The sequence below is a fragment of the Tamlana sp. 2_MG-2023 genome (assembly GCF_030548465.1).
In the GTDB taxonomy this organism is placed as follows: Bacteria; Bacteroidota; Bacteroidia; order Flavobacteriales; family Flavobacteriaceae; genus Pseudotamlana.
This window is the reverse complement of sequence record NZ_JAUOSF010000002.1, coordinates 24,800-44,744: the sequence shown is the minus strand read 5'-3', so window position 1 is coordinate 44,744 and position 19,945 is coordinate 24,800. Positions and strand designations below refer to the sequence as shown.

The following is a 19,945-nucleotide window of genomic DNA, read 5'->3' as shown; positions in this document are numbered from 1 at the left end:
TAAAAAAGAATACATTTGATAATCTATTAGTTTTCAAATATATGACAAGCATCATTACAGGCGATATCATTAACTCCAAAGAAAGTTCACCAAAAAACTGGTTAGAATCTCTTAAATCTATTCTAAATCATTTTGGTAACACACCTGCTACCTGGGAAATTTATCGAGGTGACAGCTTTCAGTTAGAAGTTACGCCACAAGACGCTCTACAAGCTTGTATACTCATAAAAGCGACGATAAAACAATTTAAAAATATTGATGTTAGACTCGCGATTGGCATTGGTGAAAAATCTTTTGTTTCAGAAAAAATTACAGAATCTAACGGAGAAGCTTTTGTGAATTCAGGTGAATGTTTTGAAGATTTAAAAAAAACGACTTTAGCCATAAAATCACCTTTCGCAAATTTTGACATTCAGATAAATATCATGCTAGAATTAGCACAACTTACCATAAACCATTGGTCTAGCACTTCAGCTTCATTAATAAAAACCACTTTAGAACATCCTGAATTTACACAGAGTGAACTGGCCGAAACATTAGGAAAAACACAAGGAAACATTAGCCAAGGCTTAAAACGTGCTGGTCTGGACGAACTTTCTAAATTACTAAACTACTATAAAACTCAAATACAAACCTTATGCTAATTCTAGCCCTCAAATTGATTTTAGCACACCTAATTGGCGATTTTTTATGTCAACCAACCAAATGGGTAAAACATAAAGAAAAACACAAACACAAATCGAAATTCCTGTATTGGCATGTTTTAGTGCATTTTTTAGCACTAATTGCTGTTCTGCAATTCAACTTTAACTACTGGGCAGGCATTTTGATTATTGTTGCTTCTCATTATATCATTGACCTTTTAAAACTTAGTCTAAAAAAACAGGTTAACAACCGACTTTTATTCGCACTGGATCAATTGGCTCACTTTATAATCATAGCCCTTGTGGTATGTATTTACGAACCTTACAACCTAAGTTTAAACTTTCTATTTGAAACAAAAACACTCTTATTTATAACCAGTTTCATCTGCATAACTCAAGTGGCTTCGGTAATTATGAAAACCATCATATCGAAGTGGGATTTACGAGATTTCGACAATGAATCGTCACTTAAAGATGCGGGGGCTTACATAGGCATTCTAGAACGTTTATTTGTATTTATGTTCATCATCACGAACCATTGGGAAGGTGTAGGCTTTTTAATTGCCGCAAAATCGGTATTTCGTTTTGGAGATTTATCAAAAGCAAAAGACCGAAAATTAACAGAATACGTTTTAATTGGTACGCTGTTAAGCTTCGGCCTTGCTATTTTTTTTGCTTTGGGTTATAATTATATATTAGATACGATCTAATCCATTTTTAATATAGCGTGACCAAAATTAACGTCAAAATCTACACACCAAACCATCACATATTTATAAATAGAAAGGTCTACGTTTTCAGGCAAAGTATATTCATAATTACCATCTAACCCCTTCAACCCTCCTAAAGTAATAAACTCTTTAGCTGTCTCGTCGGTTGTTAAATACAGTTCTAATAAAGGACCATCATCCGATTTAAAATTACTGAGTTTTAATGTAGTTTTATCTTCATTTACGAATGCTGTACCCTCAGTTGGATGGGCTACTGAAACAAACGTGCCACTATAAGTGCTTTCCATAACATCATCATCAGTGGTATCCATAGGGCTATCATCATTATCAGATGAACAAGCTGTAAAACAAATGACGCTTAAAAAAAGTAAAAAATAGGTTTTCATATAATTTAGTATAAGGTTAGATTCCTATATAGGTCGGAAAAAGCTTCAAACTTTACACTAAATTTTCATAAAATTACTTTTTATAGTATTTCGCATAACCGCGGTAAGAGAAAAACCCTAGTATAGCCACTAAAACACAAGCGATAGCGATAAACTTCACACTTACAATTTGATCACCACTAGCATAACTGTGCAGTCCTGCTAAATAGAAATTCACTCCAAAATAAGTCATGATAATACTTGCAAAGGCCACAATGGAAAGTAAGTTGAAAATCCATCGTCCGCGAAGACCAGGCACCAAGCGCATGTGTATTACAAAAGCATAAATCATGATACTAATAAGCGCCCAAGTTTCTTTAGGATCCCAACCCCAGTAGCGTCCCCAACTTTCGTTAGCCCACATACCCCCAAGGAAGTTTCCAATAGTTAACATCACTAAGCCAACGGTTAAAGCCATTTCGGTAATTACTGTTAACTCTTTTATGTTTAAGTCCATTTTAACTTTATTGGACTTGTTCGTGAAAATCATAAGAAATAAGGATACGATTCCTAAAATCATACCTAAGGTAAACGGCCCGTAACTCGCTACAATAACCGCAACGTGTATCATTAACCAGTAACTGTTTAAAACAGGTTGTAAGTTCGCAATTGCTGGATCCATCCAGTTCCAATGCGCAATCATTAAGATCATTGATGTTACAAATGCTGTTGAAGCAATAGTTAAATCACTTTTTCTACCAAAGATAATTCCAAATAACATGGTTGCCCAAGCGACATAAATCATAGACTCATAAGCATCACTCCAAGGCGCGTGACCAGAAATATACCACCTAACAATTAAACCAGCTGTATGTAATAAGAAAAGTGCGAAAATGATATATTTAAAAATATTTACGCCTAAGTTTACGCCTTTACGCTTCTCGTTAAAAATTTGAACAATAAGCAGAATAAACATAAACGTTCCTGCGTACAAATACCAGCTAAACAACTTTTTAAAGATGTCGTATTTATTGTAAAGTACTTCGGTTTTAATCTTATCATCACTAAGCATCACTTCTCCACCATAACGGTGCTGCGTTTTTTTGAAGGCTGTTAAAAGTTTTTCAGCTTCCTTATAATCGCCAGTTTTTTTAGCTTGATTTAATGTCATTAAATAAGTTCTGAAGCCGTTTTTTACAAAATTATTGTAAAGTTCATCATTAATAACAGTAATATCTTGTGTGTAATCATAATTAGAAATCCACTTATTATTGGCATCATCTGGAATCGGGAATATTTTTAAAGACATCCCTTCAATGGCATTGTAAAGCAAACTTACACGCTGATCGGTTTCTTTAAATTCCTTTTGAAATCCGTTTGGAACCTGAGCTTTATATGCTTCATCTAAAAACGGGGCTAACCTGTATTCGCCTCTTTCAGAAAAGAAATCTGCTAAAGCCACATATTTGGCTTCTTTTGGAGCACCAATTAAATGCCTGATAGAATCTCCTTTTTGAGGTTTCAAATAAATGATAGGCACATTATACCACAACATCGGGCTCTCTTGAATAGAAAGAAAGACTTGGTTGGCATCAAAATCTTCATAAGTATCACTTTTACTCAACTTACGCAACATTTCTGAAGCATAAGTATTCACAGGCATCATTCTTCCACTTAAATCCTGAATCACTAAATTTCCAAACTTACTAGCGTGTTCTTTAGGTGTGATGTTTTTATGAAGTATAGAATCTATTTGTTCTTTTGTTGGTTTAGAATGATTGTGACCATCATCGGCAGAATGTTCGCCATGACCATGATCTTGAGCAACGGCAGTTAAACCAAAACACAGCACTAAAACCGTCAACAACTTCGCTTTCTTAGCTTTAACCTTTTCTAATTGGCGTCTTAAATCACCGAAACGAGAATGCTTGCTGAATAAAATAGCTAACATGCCAAAATAAAGCATGAAATAACCAATGTAAGTGATTAAAGTTCCCCAATAATCATGGTTTACAGAAAGAATGGTTCCTTTTTCATCAGGATCGAAGCTCGATTGAAAAAAGCGGTAACCACCATGATCTAAAATATTATTCATATAAATTTTATAATCGTAATCGTCTTGTGTTTCATCTATAACAGTAACCTCACTTGAATATGCTGAGTAACCACGCTCGGTACCTGGGTAACGCTCGGCTTCAAAATCATTTAATTTTATAGAAAATGGTAATTCTAATACTTTTGAACCATATTTTAAAGCGATATCTAAGCCGCCAACATTAATTTGTTTAAACGTACCACTACTTCCCTTGTTTCCTAAAACACCAACGGTTTTAGATTCTCCGTTTGATGTTACACGTAATTTCACACCATCGGTAGCGCTGTTTTTTAAAAGTGCTGAACCTTCAACCAGATCAAATTCCCCCTTAACGACAGGTTTAGGGAACACCATTTGCATGTTTCCAATAACGTATCTTGATCGTAAAATTAGAGGCTGTAAACTATCTTTAACCAATTTACCTTGTGCCATGGTTGCCATAGTCATGTATTCACCTTCAAAAGGCGAATTGATGGTTAACTCGTCGTTTTTATAAGTAATATTGATAGCGCCATCTGTTGGTTTATTCAAGGCTAGAAGAATGCCGTGAACACTTTGCACTTCGCCAACTTTTAAGAAATGGTTGTGCGGACCGTTACTTCCAGCTTCAACAATTTTAAGGTATTCTTCACCGTTTTCACTCGGAATAATATCTTCTTCAGCACCAACAATAAAATTTTCTAATTCAATTTTTACAGGTTGCTGATTGTATTTGGTATCAATTTCAAAATGATTTTCCATACGCCCTGAAAAATCAACTTCACGCTCGGTAGCCAAACGTTGCGGCACACCATCCACTTCGTAATCGCCATCTATATAAGCCGTAACATATGTTTTTGCAGAAAGAAAGGTGTTCTCTGTAGCACCTTCTCGAATAGCCATCATGCCTTCAAAACTTGCATAACGTGTAATGAAAGCACCTAACAAGATGAAAATGAAAGATACATGTAGTATAAAAGTTGCCCATTTTTCCTTTTTATAAAGTCTATAACGGAACACATTTCCAATAAAATTAATGATGAAAAACACCATAATTGCTTCAAACCACCAAGCATTATAAATTAAATTTCTGGTGTACGGTGTAGGTGATGTTTCTTGTCCGGCATCTAAAAAAGTTCCGACTGCCATGGTCGCGGCAAATACAATAAATAGAACAGCAGTTAGTTTGGTCGAAAAGAAAATGTTGGCGAGTTTTTTTTGCATGATTGTTAGCCTTTTTTGAGGTCGCGCAAATTTAAGGATTTAAGTTTACTCAAATTGTTAAAGTCTTCAAAAAAGAAAAAAGAGTTTACGAGGAACAAAATAAACTTTAAGCAGTCACCGAATTACAAAGAATACCATAAATACAAGAGAATCAAGCACCTTAAGATTTCATACAAATGATTGCTCATAATTAATGCTCCTTTTGTCTCGCTTCAAATATTTTCATATATAAAAACGTGCCCATTTTTCTAGCACGGTGTTTAGCATTTTGAGCGTAATCACCCTCAAAAAGATCATCAATAGTTTTAAACCAGAGGTTTAACCAGAGTCCGAAATGGCGTTCATTTATCACGTTGTTATTCTCCTGATCTACTTTGATATGCGCTTGTAAAGGATCGCCTTTATATTTGGTTTTCAGAAATAAACTTGCTTCCCAAAAAGTGGTTAATTTTTCAATATGAGCCTCCCAATCTGTAATAAGATTATTAAAAAATGGTCCTAATTCTTCGTCGGCACGAATGGCATCATAAAATGAGGATACTAGTAAAAACACATCCTCTCTTGTTTTAATATCTTTTTTATCCATATCACAAAGATAGCCTAATTGGTTTTTAAATATGCCAAGAATGCTTAATTTAGCCACATGATTTCAGTAATAATTCTTGGCGCAGGCAATGTAGCCACTCACCTATTCAAAGCATTTAATTCCTCTAAAGAAGTTTCTGTAATTCAATGGTATAACAGAAATTTAGAAACTATAAAACCTTATAGTAATCAGGTTGAAATAACCGATTCTTTAGACACATTAAAAGATGCCGATATTTATATTTTCGCTGTTAGCGACGATGTGATTAGTGAACTTTCTTCAAAATTAACTTTTGAAAACAAGCTTGTCGTTCATACTTCAGGAAGTGTGAGTGTGTACGATTTGGATAAAAAACATAAACGTGGAGTACTTTATCCTTTACAAACTTTTAGTAAAGATGCCAATATCGATTTTGCTAACGTGCCTATTTGCATAGAAACGATAAATAAAAAGAGTTATCCGTTATTAAAACAAGTGGCCCAAAGCTTAGGAAGCCCAACCAGACGGGTAAATAGTGATCAACGCCGCGTTTTACACTTAGCAGCGGTATTTGTAAACAATTTCACCAACCAGCTGTATCGTGTTGGTCATGAAATTACCGAAAGTGAAGGCGCCGAATTCGATATGCTGAAACCACTTATTATGGAAACAGCCAAAAAAGTGCAAGACATGTCGCCATTTAAAGCACAAACGGGACCAGCAAAACGAAACGACAAAAAAACCATTAAAAAACATTTAAAACTGCTTAAAAAGCAAGAACATAAAGACATTTACAAACTCTTAACCGATTCAATTCAAAGCACACATGGAAGAAAAAAGTTATAAAGAATATTTAGAGCATATTACCACTTTTATTTTTGATGTGGATGGAGTTTTAACCGACGGATCTGTTACAATTACCACTACTGGCGAGATGCTTAGAACCATGAATATTAAGGATGGTTATGCTTTAAAAACAGCTGTAGACAAAGGATATAATGTTTGTATTATTTCAGGAGGTTCCAATGAAGGCGTTCGTATTCGTTTAAAAGGCTTAGGCATTACCGATATTTATTTAGGTGCTCATAATAAAATTGAGCAGCTTCAAGATTATTTCGCAAAAAAGAACATTACTTCAGAAAATGTGCTATACATGGGCGATGATATTCCAGATTATCCCGTGATGCAAATTATTGGTCTACCATGTTGCCCACAGGACGCTGTTCCTGAAATAAAAAACATTTCAAAATATATTTCACATAAAAAAGGAGGCGAAGGTGCTGTTCGTGATGTTATTGAACAAGTACTAAAAGTGCAAAGTAAATGGAGTGGTAATTTTTCAGCAAAGTACGATTAGGGTTTGACTGTTGACTGTTGACCTTTGACTTTTGACTCTTGACTCTTGACTCTTGACTCTTGACTAAAGAAATGTTTATTTGTTTAATCGTGTAACTGAAAACTCAAAATTTCAACTTCAGAGTTAACTTCTAACTTTTTATATTTAACTTTTGACTTTTAACATCTAATATTTAACCTCTAACTTTAATTATTCATTTTTCACTTTTAATTATTAATTATTAACTACCTAACCGCCATACTAAACCTAATACGCTGGAAAAACCTCTGCATGATTGCCTTGGTGCAGTTCCTTATTAAATATGCCCTTTTGGAGCCTTTTGGGGTTGAAACCACTTTAGATTTTTTCGGAATCTCACTTTTAGCACTTGCTACAATTTGCATTGCTGCTGCGGGAAATGTGATTAACGATATTTATGATATTGAAACGGATTTCGTTAATAAACCAGATAGAATTATTGTTGGTAAAACCATCTCAGAAAAAGCAGCTTACAACCTTTTTATAGCTTTAAATTTAATCGGTGTTAGCCTTGGTTTTTATTTGTCACACCTTGTTGACAAAGCGCCATTTTTCACCATTTTTGTTTTAATATCAGCTTTACTTTATGTTTACGCCACGACTTTAAAACAAACACTTTTAATTGGTAATTTAGTTATTTCAATACTCGTTGCTTCAAGTATCCTTATTGTTGGGGTTTTTGACTTACTACCAGAAATGTCACCCGAAAACAGAGCTACACAATTAACTTTTTTTAAGGTCATTTGGGACTACGCCGTCTTTGCTTTCATGATTAATTTATTACGCGAAATCGCTAAAGACCTTGAAGATATTGATGGTGATTATAATGCTGGCATGAATACCTTGCCAATCGCGCTTGGAAGAGAACGCACAAAAAACATATTAATCGCTTTAAATTTTGTTCCGCTAGTTGCTATTATATATTATGTAACTTCAGTTTTATACAAACAACAAATTGCGGTTATATACTTTTTAATTTTCGTATTAGCACCACTCATTTATATTCTAATAAAAACATTTTCAGCAAGTGCAAAAAAGGATTTTCATCATTTGAGTAATATTTATAAGCTAGTCATGCTTTTCGGAATGCTTTCCTTACTTTTATACAAGTTTGTAATTCTAAATTGATGATTAAAGACCGCTTAAAAAACCACCATATAATATTAGCTTCTGGTTCGCCAAGAAGACAAGAATTCTTTAAAAATTTAGATCTTGATTTCGAAATTCGTTTGAAACCCGTAAAGGAAGAATATCCGCCAAGGTTAACACATTTTGAAATTAGCAACTATTTGTCTCAGCTCAAAGCCCTGCCTTTTAAAGCGGAACTTCAACCTAACGACATCCTAATCACAAGCGACACCATCGTTTGGCATGACAGTAAAGCCTTAGGTAAACCCGTAGATGCTCAAGAGGCCTTCAACATCCTAAAATCTTTAAGTAATACGACCCATGAAGTGATTACTTCAGTGTGTTTTACAACGACAACCTTCGAAAAAACACTATATAATATTACAAAAGTGACGTTTAAGCCCTTAAGCGATGAAGAAATTAATTATTACATAGAACACGACAAACCATTCGATAAGGCTGGCGCCTACGGCATTCAAGATTGGATTGGCCAAATAGGCGTTACTAAAATTGAAGGTTCCTATTTTAATGTGATGGGCCTTCCCGTTCATCTTGTTTATAAAACATTAAACGCTATTGCGGAAGGAAAATAACTTCTTAACTTTAGGGCTAAAAGTTATTATGGGAAAAATTTTAGTTAAAAAACAGATCTGTTTTGTAAGCTTCATACTGTGTGGTTTTATATTTTCTTGCAACCAATCAGAGTCTACTAAAACAACTTCAACTACTTCTATTTCTGAAAACACTACTGAAGTAAAAACTGAAGCTAAAAAACAAAAAACAATATTATCTTCAGAATTCAAAAAATACTGGTATGCGGGTGAAGCTGAAATTTCATCTTACAAGCTCGAACAAGCCCGATACGGGGAAATTCGTGAAGGCTCTGCGGTTTTAATTTTTGTTACCGAAGATTTCCTACCTCAAAAACAAGTTAAAGCAGACCATCAAAATGCTGAAAATGTTCCTATTTTAAAACTGAATGCTACGAAAAACTTTAACACTGGTATTTATCCGTATTCCATAATGCAGAGTGTCTTCTACCCCATTTCGAATAATCAACATGCTTTAAAAGTTTCAAATTCTATACAAGAATGGTGCGGTCACGTTTATGCACAATTAAATAACCGAGCGCAATTTGAAATCACTTCACATTCCTATTTTGAAGGTGAAGCCGATGAAAAATTCAACCTTCGTAAAACCGTTTTAGAAAACGAGCTGTGGACACAGTTACGTATCGACCCTAAATCCTTACCGGTAGGTGAACTAAAAATTATTCCATCCTTAGAGTTTACCCGATTAAAACATGTACCACTCAAGGCGTTTCAAGCAACAGCTTCTTTAAATAAAAGCACGTATTCTATACATTATCCCGAATTGAATCGTACCCTAAGCATCACATTTAACCCTGAATTTCCTTTTGACATTTTAAGCTGGGAAGAAAGCTTTAAAAGTGGTTTTGGACAGAATGCAAATATACTTACTACAAAGGCGACAAAGCTAAAAACCATCAAATCTGCTTATTGGAAAAAGAACAACAATGAAAATGAAAAATTAAGAGCATCTCTGCTTTTAGATTAGAAATACCAATGGCAATTTACCTTATAGAATGTATCTTTGAACTATAATAAACATCTACTTTTATGCTTATAAAATTTCACGAAGTTTACCAAAATGAACTCATTATTTCTGGGATTATTATTATCGCACTACTCGTTTTACGTTCTATCGTAAACTTTACAATTACCAAAGTGGCTCGAAAAAACGGTATTAATGATGCTAGAATACGATTAATGCGTCGTTACGTTTCCGTAAATTTTTTAATTGTGGGTTTACTTCTTGAAGCTTTTGTTTTTGGTGCAGAATTTAAAGAACTAGCAGTTGTTTTCTCTTCTATTTTTGCCGTTATAGGTATTGGCCTTTTTGCTATTTGGTCAATCTTAAGTAATGTAACTTCTGGGATTATCATGTTTTTCAACTTTCCTTATAAAGTTGGTGATAAAATAGAAATCCATGATCATGATTTTCCTATAACTGCTATTATTGAAGATATTAGAGCTTTTCAATTGCATTTGCGTTTAGATAATGGCAACTTAGTAACCTATCCAAATAATTTAATGCTTCAAAAAGCTGTGACACTAATAAAGAAAGACGCTATTGTTAAACCTCATGAAGATGACGGTGATGCCGTTTAATTAATCATTATATTTATAATCATTTTATTTTCATGGCTAAAAAAACAAAAAGACAACATTCTAAAAAGAAAGTAGGACAAGCGCCTGGAAGCCCAATTTACACTGGAGAACGCGCTAAGGAGAAACTATTTATTGAAGCCTTTGATTACAATCAACAACACTGTAATATAACTGAATTGAACTCGGTTGAAGAGAGTTATAATTTTAAAAATTCCGACTCTGTGACATGGGTTAACCTAAACGGATTAAACCATGTAGATGCCATTACTGCTTTAGGAAATCACTTTAACTTGCACCCCTTAGTTATCGAGGATATTGTTAGTATTTCACAGCGTCCAAAACTTGACGATTATGGCGACTATATTTTTGTCGTGCTAAAAATGCTTTATCATACCGACGATGATGAAGAAAATATTGTTTCCGAACAGGTTAGTTTTGTTTTGGGAAAAAATTATGTGCTTACCTTTCAAGAATCGGAAGGTGATGTATTTGATGCTGTTAGAGCGCGAATAAAAGCAGGAAAAGGAAGAGCCCGATCTTTAGGTTCAGATTATCTACTTTATATATTAATTGATGCCATTGTAGATCACTACTTTACAGTAATTGAAGTTTTAGGTGAAAAAGTTGAAAATTTTGAAGGCGATATTTTTACAGGAAATGTTAATGATGACACGAGTAGACATATTCGTGATTTAAAGCATGAAATTTTAAGAATGCGACGTGCTATTTTTCCTCTTCGTGAGATGCTTGTGAAAATTGATAAAAATGAAAATCCGCTTATCGAGAAAAAAACAGTTACCTTTTTTAGAGATATTTACGACCATTTAATTCAAGTCTCCGAAAGCATAGATATCAATCGCGAAATGGCTGCCAGTTTAATGGATATGTACATGACAAGCATTAGCAACAAAATGAATGAAGTCATGAAAGTGCTTACCATTATGGCGTCCATATTTATTCCTCTAACTTTTATTGCAGGCATTTATGGGATGAATTTTCAATACATGCCGGAACTCAATTTTAAATATGGTTATTTTGTGGTTTGGGGGGTCATGATTGCCATGTTCCTGGGTATGCTATACTATTTTAAGCGAAAAAAGTGGTTGTAGGTTTCAATCAAATTTGATGAGCCCTTTTCAATATTCAAATGACCTTTCCAAACCGTTAAAGAAACATTAAAACCTAGCTATCCCGCCTACAACTTTTTATATTTGATTTTTTAGCGAACAACCAAAATGAATAAAAATCTACTTTCTTTAATGATAGCCCTTTTTACGCTATCAATTACCTACGCACAAACTCCAATAAAAAGCAATTCTTCTGAAATTTACGAGTCCATCCAAAAACTTAACTTTTTAGGTTCCGTTTTATACGTAGCGGCACATCCAGATGATGAAAATACCCGCTTAATTTCATACATGTCTAACCATGTAAAAGCCAGAACAGCCTATTTATCCTTAACACGTGGTGATGGCGGACAAAATTTAATTGGTTCAGATATAAGAGAATTACTGGGTGTTTTAAGAACCCAAGAATTACTTGCCGCGCGTCGTGTAGATGGTGGCGAACAACTATTTACAAGAGCAAACGATTTTGGGTATTCAAAACACCCTGACGAAACTTTTGAAATCTGGGATAAAGATGATGTTTTAAGCGATGTGGTTTTGGCCATTAGAACCTTTCAACCAGATATTATCATTAACCGTTTTGATCACAGAAGTCCAGGAACAACCCATGGTCACCATACAGGTTCTGCGATGCTAAGTGTTGAAGCCTTTGACCTGGCAAACGACAAAACAGCTTTTCCTAATCAATTAAGCAGAACGCATTTATGGCAACCAAAACGCTTGTTTTTTAACACCAGTCATTGGTTTTATGGCGGACAAGATAAATTTGATAAAGCTGATAAAAGCGACATGATTAGTTTTGATATTGGTACTTACTACCCCTTAAAAGGACTATCCAACAACGAAGTAGCAGCGATAGCTAGAAGTCAGCATTTATGCCAAGGTTTTGGAAATTTAACGCAACGAGGTACACAACAAGAGTACATAGAATTTCTTAAAGGAGATCCGTTAAAAAATAACGATGATATTTTTGAAGGCATCGACACCACTTGGAACAGGATTAAAGGCGGAAATGCTATTGGAGATATTTTATATAATGTTGAAAAAAACTTCAACTTTAAAAATCCTGCATCACACATGCCTCAACTTGTTGAAGCTTATAAAATGCTACAAAATATTGAAGATGAACACTGGAAAATACAAAAATCTAAAGAACTCATTCATATTATAGAAATGTGTGCTGGTTTATATTTAGAAGCTTCCGCGGAAACCAACTGGGCCACACCAGATGAAGCTGTGAAATTAAATATTGAAGTACTAAACCGAAGTGAAGTACCTATGACGCTGGTAGGTTTTAAAACTTCAGAAGCCATTAATATTTCAAAAAATATTGCACTAAAAAACAATATTAAATACAACTTTAACGAGGTACTTAAAATAAAGAAGGACCAAAAACCTACTACACCATATTGGTTAAATGAAAAAGGAAGTTTAGGTATGTATCACGTCGAAGATGAAAGCTTAATTGGCCTGCCTGAAACACCTCGAGCGTACCAAGTTGATTTTAATTTACTCATCAACAACGTCCCGTTTACCATTACTAAAGACGTTATTCAACGCTATTCAGAGCCCGATAAAGGCGAATTATACCGTCCGTTTGAAATCATCACCCAAGCTTCAGCTGCAATAACAGAAAAAGTCATCATTTTTAATTCCGATGAAAAACGACAAATTAATGTCATTGTTAAAGCTGGCCATGATAATTTGGAAGGCACCATAGAAATTGAACACCCTTCAGATTGGCAAATTTCACCTAAATCTCAAAAAGTTTCAATCGCTCACAAAGGCGAAGATCAAAATTTCATTTTTACAGTTGTTCCTCCAAAAAATGGTAGCGAAGGATACATTAAACCCATCGTTTATGTGGGTAACGAAGCCTATAGCAAGGAACTTATAGAAATTGATTACAGTCACATTCCGCAGCAAACAGTATTGTTACCAAGCGAGAGCAAGGTGGTGCGTTTAGATATTCAGAAAAAAGGTAACCACATTGCATACATCCAAGGGGCAGGCGATGTTGTTCCTGAAAGCTTAGAGCAAATTGGATATCAGGTTCAGTTTTTAAAACCAGAAGACATTTCACCTGAATCATTAAATAAATTTGATGCCGTCGTTGTTGGTATTCGCGCTTACAACACGCTTGACGATTTGCAATTTAAACAACAACAGTTATTTGATTTTGTCGCTCAAGGCGGAAATATGATCGTGCAATACAATACTAACCGTGGTTTAAAAGTTGAAAATATCGCACCATACAAATTAAATGTATCTAGAGATCGTGTTACCGATGAAAATGCCGAAGTACGCTTTTTAAAACCAAATCACCCCGTTTTAAACTATCCTAATAAAATCACTCAAAAAGATTTTGAAGGCTGGACACAAGAACGCGGCTTATATTTCCCAGATTCATGGGGCAAAGAATTTACCCCTATTTTAGAGCTACACGACAAAAAGGAGTCTGATAAAAAAGGAAGCTTACTTGTCGCAAAACACGGAAAAGGCTACTATATTTACACAGGTTTAAGCTTCTTTAGAGAGTTTCCAGCAGGCGTTTCTGGCGCTTACCGTTTATTTGCAAACATGCTATCTATAGGAAAAGGAACGATGAATCAACCTGAAAATTAACTACATTATGGATAACGAAGAACCGCCAAAACAAACTTGGCTCAAATTATACACTGTTGTCTTAGTTGCCAACGCGCTTTATTTTATTGCTTTTTACTTCATCACAAAATCCTTTTAAAACATGCAAACTTTAAGTTGGATTGACTGGACGGTTTTATGTACCACATTAATTGCTATTGTTGGTTATGGTACTTGGCAAACACGAGGCAGTAAAAACGTGACAGATTATTTACGTGGTGGCAACACCTCCAAATGGTGGACTATCGGTTTATCTGTAATGGCCACTCAAGCAAGCGCGATTACTTTTTTGTCCACTCCCGGACAAGCTTTTAATGACGGAATGGGCTTTGTGCAATTTTATTTTGGTTTGCCTATTGCCATGGTGGTTATTTGCATGGTATTTATCCCCTTATACTATCGCCTTAAAGTCTATACAGCCTACGAATTTTTAGAAAAACGTTTCGATTTAAAAACACGAACGTTAGCCGCCATACTGTTTCTTATTCAACGTGGATTGGCAGCAGGAATCACCATTTTTGCACCCGCTATTATCTTATCTGTAGTTTTAGGTTGGGATCTACTAACCTTAAATATTATCATTGGTTTACTCGTTATTATTTACACGGTTTCTGGAGGAACCCGTGCTGTTAACGTGACACAGAAACATCAAATGGTAGTTATCTTCTTCGGAATGCTAGTGGCCTTTTTTCTTATTGTAGATAAACTTCCGCAGGATATTACCTTTAAAAAAGCTTTAGATATTGCTGGAGCCAGCGGAAAAATGGAAGTACTCGATTTTTCATTCGATTTGAATAACCGCTACACGTTTTGGAGCGGTATTATTGGCGGAACCTTTTTAATGCTTTCCTATTTCGGTACAGACCAAAGTCAAGTGCAGCGATACCTTTCTGGTAAATCGGTAAAAGAAATGCAGTTGGGATTAATTTTCAACGGTATTTTAAAAATTCCTATGCAGTTTTTTATTCTGCTAGTTGGGGTTATGGTTTTTGTTTTTTATCAGTTTAATGAATCGCCAGTAAACTTCAACCCTACAGCTACTGAAGTGGTTTTAAATTCGGAATATGCCGATGCCTATCAAACCCTTCAAAAAGAGCAAAAGGAAGTTTTTAATGATAAGCAAAAAATTATAAAGTCTTTTATTGCTTCAGAAGATGAAAACGCTACAAAATATATGGCTATTGCCAATCAAGTACATGACGATATACGAGATGAAGCTCGATTACTTATCGACAAAGCCTCGGAAAGTAAAGGCATAAAGGTAGAAAGTAATGACAAAGATTATGTCTTTATTCATTTCATATTAAACAACTTACCTCGCGGATTAATTGGTTTATTACTAGCCGTGATTTTAAGTGCCGCTATGTCCAGTACGGCAAGTGAATTAAACGCCTTAGGTTCTACAACGACCATGGATTTATACAAACGTAATGCCGGAGAAAAAACCGAAGAAGCCATGGTAAGAGCCTCTAAATGGTTCACTTTTGGCTGGGGCCTTATTGCTATTGGTATTGCGTGTGTAGCTAATTTGGCTGAAAATTTAATCCAGCTTGTAAACATTATTGGCTCTATATTTTACGGCAACGTTCTTGGTATTTTCTTGTTAGCTTTTTTCTTCAAGTTTGTAAAAGGAAACGCTGTTTTCATAGGCGCATTAATCACTCAAGTTTTGGTAATTAGTTTATTCTTGTTAAATGAATATGAATACATTAACCTGCCTTTTTTGTGGTTAAATTTTGTAGGTTGCCTAATCGTGATTACCTTGGCATGTATCCTTCAATATATATTACCAAACAACAAAGCCATTGGAACAGAAAACAATTAATTGGGGCATTATAGGCCTTGGGAAAATCGCTAATAAATTTGCTACAGACTTGCAGACGGTTTCTGGAGCAAAACTTTATGCTGTAGCTTCACGAACTCAAGAAAAAGCAAACGCTTTCGCGGAAAAGTTTAATGCCACTAAAGCCTATGATAGTTATAAATTATTAGCTGAAGATCCTAATATCGATGCGGTTTACATCGCGACACCACATACCTTTCATAAGGAGAATACGCTTTTATGTTTAGAACATGGAATCGCTGTACTTTGTGAAAAACCGTTTGCCATGAATATAGAAGAAGTTCAGGAAATGGTTTTCAAAGCAAAAGAGAAGAACGTCCTTTTAATGGAGGCACTTTGGACCTATTTCCTACCTCATTACAACTATGTTCTAAATATTATTGAAAACAAAACTTACGGTAAACTCCAGAAACTTGAAGCTGATTTCGGCTTTTACAGAACTTTTGACGACACGTCTCGATTATATAATAAATCATTAGGAGGTGGGAGTTTGTTAGATATAGGCATCTACCCTATTTTCGCAGCCCTATCATCTTTAGGTATTCCAGAAAATATAGAAGCAAAAGCGACCTATTTTGATAATGGTGCCGATTCATCATGTGACATTATTTTTCAATATGATAACGGTGCAACGGCGCATTTAAAAAGTTCTCTATTAGAAGACTTGCCAACGGAAGCTACTTTTCAATTCGAAAGAGCAACAGTTAAAATTAATGGCATGTTTCATCAACCTTCAACGGTAACCATCACAACTCAAGTTAAAGAAGAAACTATTGATTTTGGTTACGATACTATCGGTTATAATTACGAAACCATTCATTTTAATGAATTACTGCGTCAAGGTAAGACTGAAAGTGATATCATGACTTTTAATTTTAGCGAACAATTGATAAATACTCTAGACAAAGTTCGAGCACTTATTAATTTAAATTATTAAACTAATAATCTATAAATAACAAAAAAACGCAACCCGAAAAGGTTGCGTTTTTGTTATATCAGGTTCTTAAATGTTAAGCTTACTCGCCCAACCATTCATCTAAAGAATCTTGATTCATTTTTACGTAATCATCATTTCCAGCAATTTTAGCTAATTCCAATGATTTTCTTGCCGCTGCAATAGCGCCTTTCGAATCTCCTGCTTTAGCATGAATTAGAGACTGTTTTCTTATATAATAGAAAAGTGGTTTCTCTTTGGTCATTTCAACAGCTTTATCAATCCATTCCATAGCTTGCTTAGGACTTTTCCCTTCTTGTAAGTAATAAGATGCCGCAGCATAATAATCACTTGCTTTTGGACTTCCACCTAGAACATCATTAATGCTCGCTAAAACAGCATCGTCTGTAGGAACTGTGAAAGGAATAGCGATATATGTTTTCTCCCAAATAAGTTCAATATTAGCGCCACTATTAGTAATGCTATTAATATCTAAAGTAAAGGTTTCCACATTAAAAGGAACACTGTGTGCTTTTACAGATGTAACAGCTACGACATTAGTTTCATCCCATTTTTTTGGAGTTCCCCAGTTTTCAGTATCTGAATAAAAGTAAACTTTCCAAAGGCTTTCTCCTGGTTCTGTGAAAATGGCATAAGAACCTGGCTTTAATTTATAACCATCAATCTCTGCTTCTGTACTAAATGTGATGATTGTATTTTTATTCGCTCCTGTTCTCCACATTTTACTATATGGTACAAGATCACCAAAGATAATACGTCCTTTTACACTTGGTCTAGAATATTCAAGGGTAACATCTGTTAAACCAACTTTTTGCTCTAATTTAGCAGCAGGACTTGGTTGTGGTGTGTTTACTTGAGCATTTACAGAAAACACTGTAGCACAAGTCATAAAAAGTAATAGTAATTTTTTCATTTCAATTTATTTTGAATTAAATAATAGCTATAAAATTACACATCCAAATTTCGTTTTTTGTTAACAAAACTATAAAATAACTTCATTTTTAAAGGAGCCTAATACGAATAGAAAGCCTAATTATTCGAGCTTGCTTTAACGTTTAACTTCGACTAAAAAACCATTAAAAAAAACAACAATTTAAGGTTCTAAAACCTTTAATAATGAAAAATCGGATGTATTAAACGATAGAATACTAAAATTTACATAATTATTCACTATAAAAATCGAAAATATCATAGATTTTATTATATTGGCGAATTGTGACGAAAAACTACACGTTACTTCCCTTAAAATTGATTAAAGATTAAACATACTGTATGGAGATTATAGACCGAGCTTTAGAATTCGAACAACGCAAGCACACGTTTAAAACAACTAGTGAACGCATAGAATCGTCTAGAGAAGTAAAAGAACTAATATTAAGCTTAAACAGCATCTATAAAGAAGAAAAAGATCCCGAAATCATGGATCTTATGAAACGCTTAACAGCTATAAAACAAAAAATTGAAAAAAGGTTAAAAGGTAGACCTTAACCTATTTTTAAGCCCTTGCTTTTATAACGTATATTATAAGCAAGGGCTTTTTTATGTCCGCTCCCTACCCCCTAGTGTTCCCTTATTTTCATGATAAGGATTATTTTATTTAATTCTAACTAATCTGAATGGCTATTTTTTTTTAATAAGCCTAAAACAGTTTCAACTTATATTGACACAGTTTTATCGTATTTGAGTTACAGAATAAATTAAGCACAAAAAAAGACTTGTTTAAAAAAAACAAGCCTTTTTGTATATATAATAAGTTACTCATAATTAGTCGATACGCTCAATTTTTGCACCTATAGCACGTAAACGTTCATCAATATGTTCGTAACCTCTATCTATTTGTTCGATATTTTGAATAGATGATGTTCCTTTAGCAGAAAGCGCCGCTATTAATAAAGACACACCTGCACGAATATCTGGCGAGGTCATTGTTGTTGCCTTTAATGTCGATTTAAAATCATGACCTATAACGGTTGCTCTATGCGGATCACATAAAATAATTTTAGCGCCCATATCAATTAATTTATCAACGAAGAATAAACGACTTTCGAACATCTTTTGGTGAATTAAAACACTTCCTCTAGCTTGTGTTGCCACTACTAAAATGATACTTAGTAAATCTGGCGTAAATCCAGGCCATGGTGCATCAGAAATAGTTAAAATAGAACCATCTATAAAACTTTGAATTTCGTAACCATTAGTATGTGCAGGGATATAAATATCGTCACCACGCTGTTCTACAGTAATTCCTAATTTTCTAAACGTTGCAGGAATCACTCCCAAATCATCCCAAGACACATTAGTGATCGTTAATTCGCTTTTAGTCATCGCAGCAAGACCAATCCAACTTCCAATTTCAATCATATCTGGAAGCATGGTATGCTCTGTTCCGCCAAGGCTATCTACACCTTCAATGACTAATAAATTAGAACCTACTCCGCTAATTTTAGCCCCCATTCTATTCAGCATTTTACATAATTGCTGTAAATAAGGTTCGCAAGCTGCGTTGTAAATCGTTGTTTTTCCTTCAGCTAAAACAGCAGCCATTAAAATATTTGCTGTTCCTGTTACTGAAGCTTCTTCAAGAAGCATGTAAGCACCTTTTAGTTTTTCAGCTTCAACACCATAAAACTGTTCTTCTTTGCTGTATCTAAATTTTGCACCTAAGTTAATTAAGCCTTCAAAGTGAGTATCTAAACGACGACGCCCAATTTTATCTCCCCCTGGCTTAGGTATAAAACCTCTACCGAAACGTGCTAATAACGGACCAACAATCATGATAGAACCTCGTAAACCACGTCCGTCAATTTTAAATTGATCAGATTCTAGATATTTTAAGTTAACATCATCCGCTTGAAAAGTATAAGTCCCCTTTTCTAACTTGTTAACCTTTACACCTAGATTTTGTAGTAAGGCTATTAATTTATTAACATCAATAATATTTGGAATATTATGTATTGTAACGACTTCTGGAGTTAATAAAACTGCACACAGAATTTGTAAAGCTTCGTTTTTTGCACCTTGAGGTTGAATACTTCCCTTTAATTGGTGACCGCCTTCAATTTTAAATGTTCCCATGAAA

At 34.5% G+C, this 19,945-nt stretch carries 18 protein-coding genes; 13 read left to right on the top strand and 5 right to left on the bottom strand.

All coding sequences use genetic code 11. The features are described 5' to 3' along the window. Nucleotides 1-41 precede the first annotated feature (41 nt). Complete coding sequence (locus tag Q4566_RS03230) at nucleotides 42-644, top strand: SatD family protein (RefSeq protein WP_303418207.1); 603 nt, start codon at nucleotides 42-44, stop codon at nucleotides 642-644. Then, complete coding sequence (locus Q4566_RS03225; protein WP_303418206.1) at nucleotides 638-1,354, top strand: DUF3307 domain-containing protein; 717 nt, start codon at nucleotides 638-640, stop codon at nucleotides 1,352-1,354. Before Q4566_RS03230 ends, Q4566_RS03225 begins: the two co-directional genes overlap by 7 nt. On the opposite strand, the gene Q4566_RS03220 is transcribed toward Q4566_RS03225, so the two are convergent. The 3 genes from Q4566_RS03220 to Q4566_RS03210 form a co-directional block, all read right to left on the bottom strand. After that, entirely contained in the window at nucleotides 1,351-1,761 is a 411-nt protein-coding gene (locus Q4566_RS03220) for a DM13 domain-containing protein (RefSeq protein ID WP_303418204.1), read from the bottom strand. The two genes, Q4566_RS03225 and Q4566_RS03220, sit on opposite strands and share 4 nt — an antisense overlap. A gap of 73 nt (nucleotides 1,762-1,834) precedes the next feature. Next, complete coding sequence (gene ccsA / locus Q4566_RS03215; protein WP_303418202.1) at nucleotides 1,835-5,038, bottom strand: cytochrome c biogenesis protein; 3,204 nt, start codon at nucleotides 5,036-5,038, stop codon at nucleotides 1,835-1,837. A 190-nt stretch (nucleotides 5,039-5,228) separates the two neighbouring features. Further along, complete coding sequence (locus tag Q4566_RS03210) at nucleotides 5,229-5,624, bottom strand: group III truncated hemoglobin (protein ID WP_303418200.1); 396 nt, start codon at nucleotides 5,622-5,624, stop codon at nucleotides 5,229-5,231. 57 nt (nucleotides 5,625-5,681) lie between these two features. Here Q4566_RS03210 and Q4566_RS03205 point away from each other — a divergent pair, with 57 nt between their 5' ends. The 10 genes from Q4566_RS03205 (at nucleotide 5,682) to Q4566_RS03160 (ending at nucleotide 16,848) form a co-directional block, all read left to right on the top strand. Beyond that, nucleotides 5,682-6,449 (top strand): Rossmann-like and DUF2520 domain-containing protein, encoded by a 768-nt coding sequence (locus Q4566_RS03205; RefSeq protein ID WP_303418198.1) that lies wholly within the window; start codon nucleotides 5,682-5,684, stop codon nucleotides 6,447-6,449. Further along, a complete protein-coding gene (locus tag Q4566_RS03200) occupies nucleotides 6,430-6,960 on the top strand; it encodes an HAD family hydrolase (RefSeq protein ID WP_303418196.1) in 531 nt (176 codons plus the stop codon). Before Q4566_RS03205 ends, Q4566_RS03200 begins: the two co-directional genes overlap by 20 nt. A 216-nt stretch (nucleotides 6,961-7,176) precedes the next feature. Next, on the top strand, nucleotides 7,177-8,106 hold the full coding sequence (locus Q4566_RS03195; RefSeq protein WP_368506626.1) for a geranylgeranylglycerol-phosphate geranylgeranyltransferase: 930 nt from the start codon (nucleotides 7,177-7,179) through the stop codon (nucleotides 8,104-8,106). Next, complete coding sequence (locus Q4566_RS03190; RefSeq protein ID WP_303418194.1) at nucleotides 8,106-8,699, top strand: Maf-like protein; 594 nt, start codon at nucleotides 8,106-8,108, stop codon at nucleotides 8,697-8,699. Before Q4566_RS03195 ends, Q4566_RS03190 begins: the two co-directional genes overlap by 1 nt. 28 nt (nucleotides 8,700-8,727) lie before the next feature. Continuing rightward, nucleotides 8,728-9,684, top strand: a complete 957-nt coding sequence (locus Q4566_RS03185; protein WP_303418192.1) for a septum formation inhibitor Maf — start codon at nucleotides 8,728-8,730, stop codon at nucleotides 9,682-9,684. A 62-nt stretch (nucleotides 9,685-9,746) separates the two neighbouring features. Further along, nucleotides 9,747-10,298: a mechanosensitive ion channel domain-containing protein gene (locus Q4566_RS03180; RefSeq protein WP_303418190.1), complete on the top strand. Its 552-nt coding sequence runs from the start codon at nucleotides 9,747-9,749 to the stop codon at nucleotides 10,296-10,298. A gap of 32 nt (nucleotides 10,299-10,330) precedes the next feature. Continuing rightward, the gene (gene corA, locus Q4566_RS03175; protein ID WP_303418188.1) at nucleotides 10,331-11,407 is read left to right on the top strand and encodes a magnesium/cobalt transporter CorA; all 1,077 of its coding nucleotides are present in this window, start codon (nucleotides 10,331-10,333) and stop codon (nucleotides 11,405-11,407) included. 126 nt (nucleotides 11,408-11,533) lie between these two features. Then, nucleotides 11,534-14,050 (top strand): PIG-L family deacetylase, encoded by a 2,517-nt coding sequence (locus tag Q4566_RS03170; RefSeq protein ID WP_303418186.1) that lies wholly within the window; start codon nucleotides 11,534-11,536, stop codon nucleotides 14,048-14,050. A 121-nt stretch (nucleotides 14,051-14,171) separates the two neighbouring features. Beyond that, nucleotides 14,172-15,893, top strand: coding sequence for a sodium:solute symporter (locus Q4566_RS03165; protein ID WP_303418184.1), 1,722 nt, complete (start codon nucleotides 14,172-14,174; stop codon nucleotides 15,891-15,893). Beyond that, nucleotides 15,874-16,848, top strand: a complete 975-nt coding sequence (locus Q4566_RS03160; protein WP_303418182.1) for a Gfo/Idh/MocA family protein — start codon at nucleotides 15,874-15,876, stop codon at nucleotides 16,846-16,848. Before Q4566_RS03165 ends, Q4566_RS03160 begins: the two co-directional genes overlap by 20 nt. A 79-nt stretch (nucleotides 16,849-16,927) precedes the next feature. Here Q4566_RS03160 and Q4566_RS03155 read toward each other — a convergent pair whose 3' ends face one another. After that, complete coding sequence (locus tag Q4566_RS03155; protein ID WP_303418180.1) at nucleotides 16,928-17,779, bottom strand: DUF2911 domain-containing protein; 852 nt, start codon at nucleotides 17,777-17,779, stop codon at nucleotides 16,928-16,930. Between the two features lie 359 nt (nucleotides 17,780-18,138). Between Q4566_RS03155 and Q4566_RS03150 the strand changes: the two genes are divergently transcribed. Next, entirely contained in the window at nucleotides 18,139-18,354 is a 216-nt protein-coding gene (locus tag Q4566_RS03150; RefSeq protein ID WP_216066107.1) for a hypothetical protein, read from the top strand. A 276-nt stretch (nucleotides 18,355-18,630) separates the two neighbouring features. On the opposite strand, the gene murA is transcribed toward Q4566_RS03150, so the two are convergent. Next, on the bottom strand, nucleotides 18,631-19,941 hold the full coding sequence (gene murA / locus Q4566_RS03145; RefSeq protein ID WP_303418177.1) for a UDP-N-acetylglucosamine 1-carboxyvinyltransferase: 1,311 nt from the start codon (nucleotides 19,939-19,941) through the stop codon (nucleotides 18,631-18,633). Nucleotides 19,942-19,945 lie beyond the last annotated feature (4 nt).

What these genes read in the sequence shown, in the direction of transcription:
- Q4566_RS03205 (WP_303418198.1), top strand. Translation starts at nt 5,682, where the DNA reads ATGATTTCAGTAATAATTCTTGGCGCAGGCAATGTAGCCACTCACCTA.
- Q4566_RS03180 (WP_303418190.1), top strand. Translation starts at nt 9,747, where the DNA reads ATGCTTATAAAATTTCACGAAGTTTACCAAAATGAACTCATTATTTCT.
- Q4566_RS03230 (WP_303418207.1), top strand. Translation starts at nt 42, where the DNA reads ATGACAAGCATCATTACAGGCGATATCATTAACTCCAAAGAAAGTTCA.
- Q4566_RS03210 (WP_303418200.1), bottom strand. Translation starts at nt 5,624, where the DNA reads ATGGATAAAAAAGATATTAAAACAAGAGAGGATGTGTTTTTACTAGTA.
- Q4566_RS03165 (WP_303418184.1), top strand. Translation starts at nt 14,172, where the DNA reads ATGCAAACTTTAAGTTGGATTGACTGGACGGTTTTATGTACCACATTA.
- Q4566_RS03200 (WP_303418196.1), top strand. Translation starts at nt 6,430, where the DNA reads ATGGAAGAAAAAAGTTATAAAGAATATTTAGAGCATATTACCACTTTT.
- murA (WP_303418177.1), bottom strand. Translation starts at nt 19,941, where the DNA reads ATGGGAACATTTAAAATTGAAGGCGGTCACCAATTAAAGGGAAGTATT.
- Q4566_RS03225 (WP_303418206.1), top strand. Translation starts at nt 638, where the DNA reads ATGCTAATTCTAGCCCTCAAATTGATTTTAGCACACCTAATTGGCGAT.
- Q4566_RS03220 (WP_303418204.1), bottom strand. Translation starts at nt 1,761, where the DNA reads ATGAAAACCTATTTTTTACTTTTTTTAAGCGTCATTTGTTTTACAGCT.
- corA (WP_303418188.1), top strand. Translation starts at nt 10,331, where the DNA reads ATGGCTAAAAAAACAAAAAGACAACATTCTAAAAAGAAAGTAGGACAA.
- Q4566_RS03155 (WP_303418180.1), bottom strand. Translation starts at nt 17,779, where the DNA reads ATGAAAAAATTACTATTACTTTTTATGACTTGTGCTACAGTGTTTTCT.
- Q4566_RS03190 (WP_303418194.1), top strand. Translation starts at nt 8,106, where the DNA reads ATGATTAAAGACCGCTTAAAAAACCACCATATAATATTAGCTTCTGGT.
- Q4566_RS03150 (WP_216066107.1), top strand. Translation starts at nt 18,139, where the DNA reads ATGGAGATTATAGACCGAGCTTTAGAATTCGAACAACGCAAGCACACG.
- ccsA (WP_303418202.1), bottom strand. Translation starts at nt 5,038, where the DNA reads ATGCAAAAAAAACTCGCCAACATTTTCTTTTCGACCAAACTAACTGCT.
- Q4566_RS03170 (WP_303418186.1), top strand. Translation starts at nt 11,534, where the DNA reads ATGAATAAAAATCTACTTTCTTTAATGATAGCCCTTTTTACGCTATCA.
- Q4566_RS03185 (WP_303418192.1), top strand. Translation starts at nt 8,728, where the DNA reads ATGGGAAAAATTTTAGTTAAAAAACAGATCTGTTTTGTAAGCTTCATA.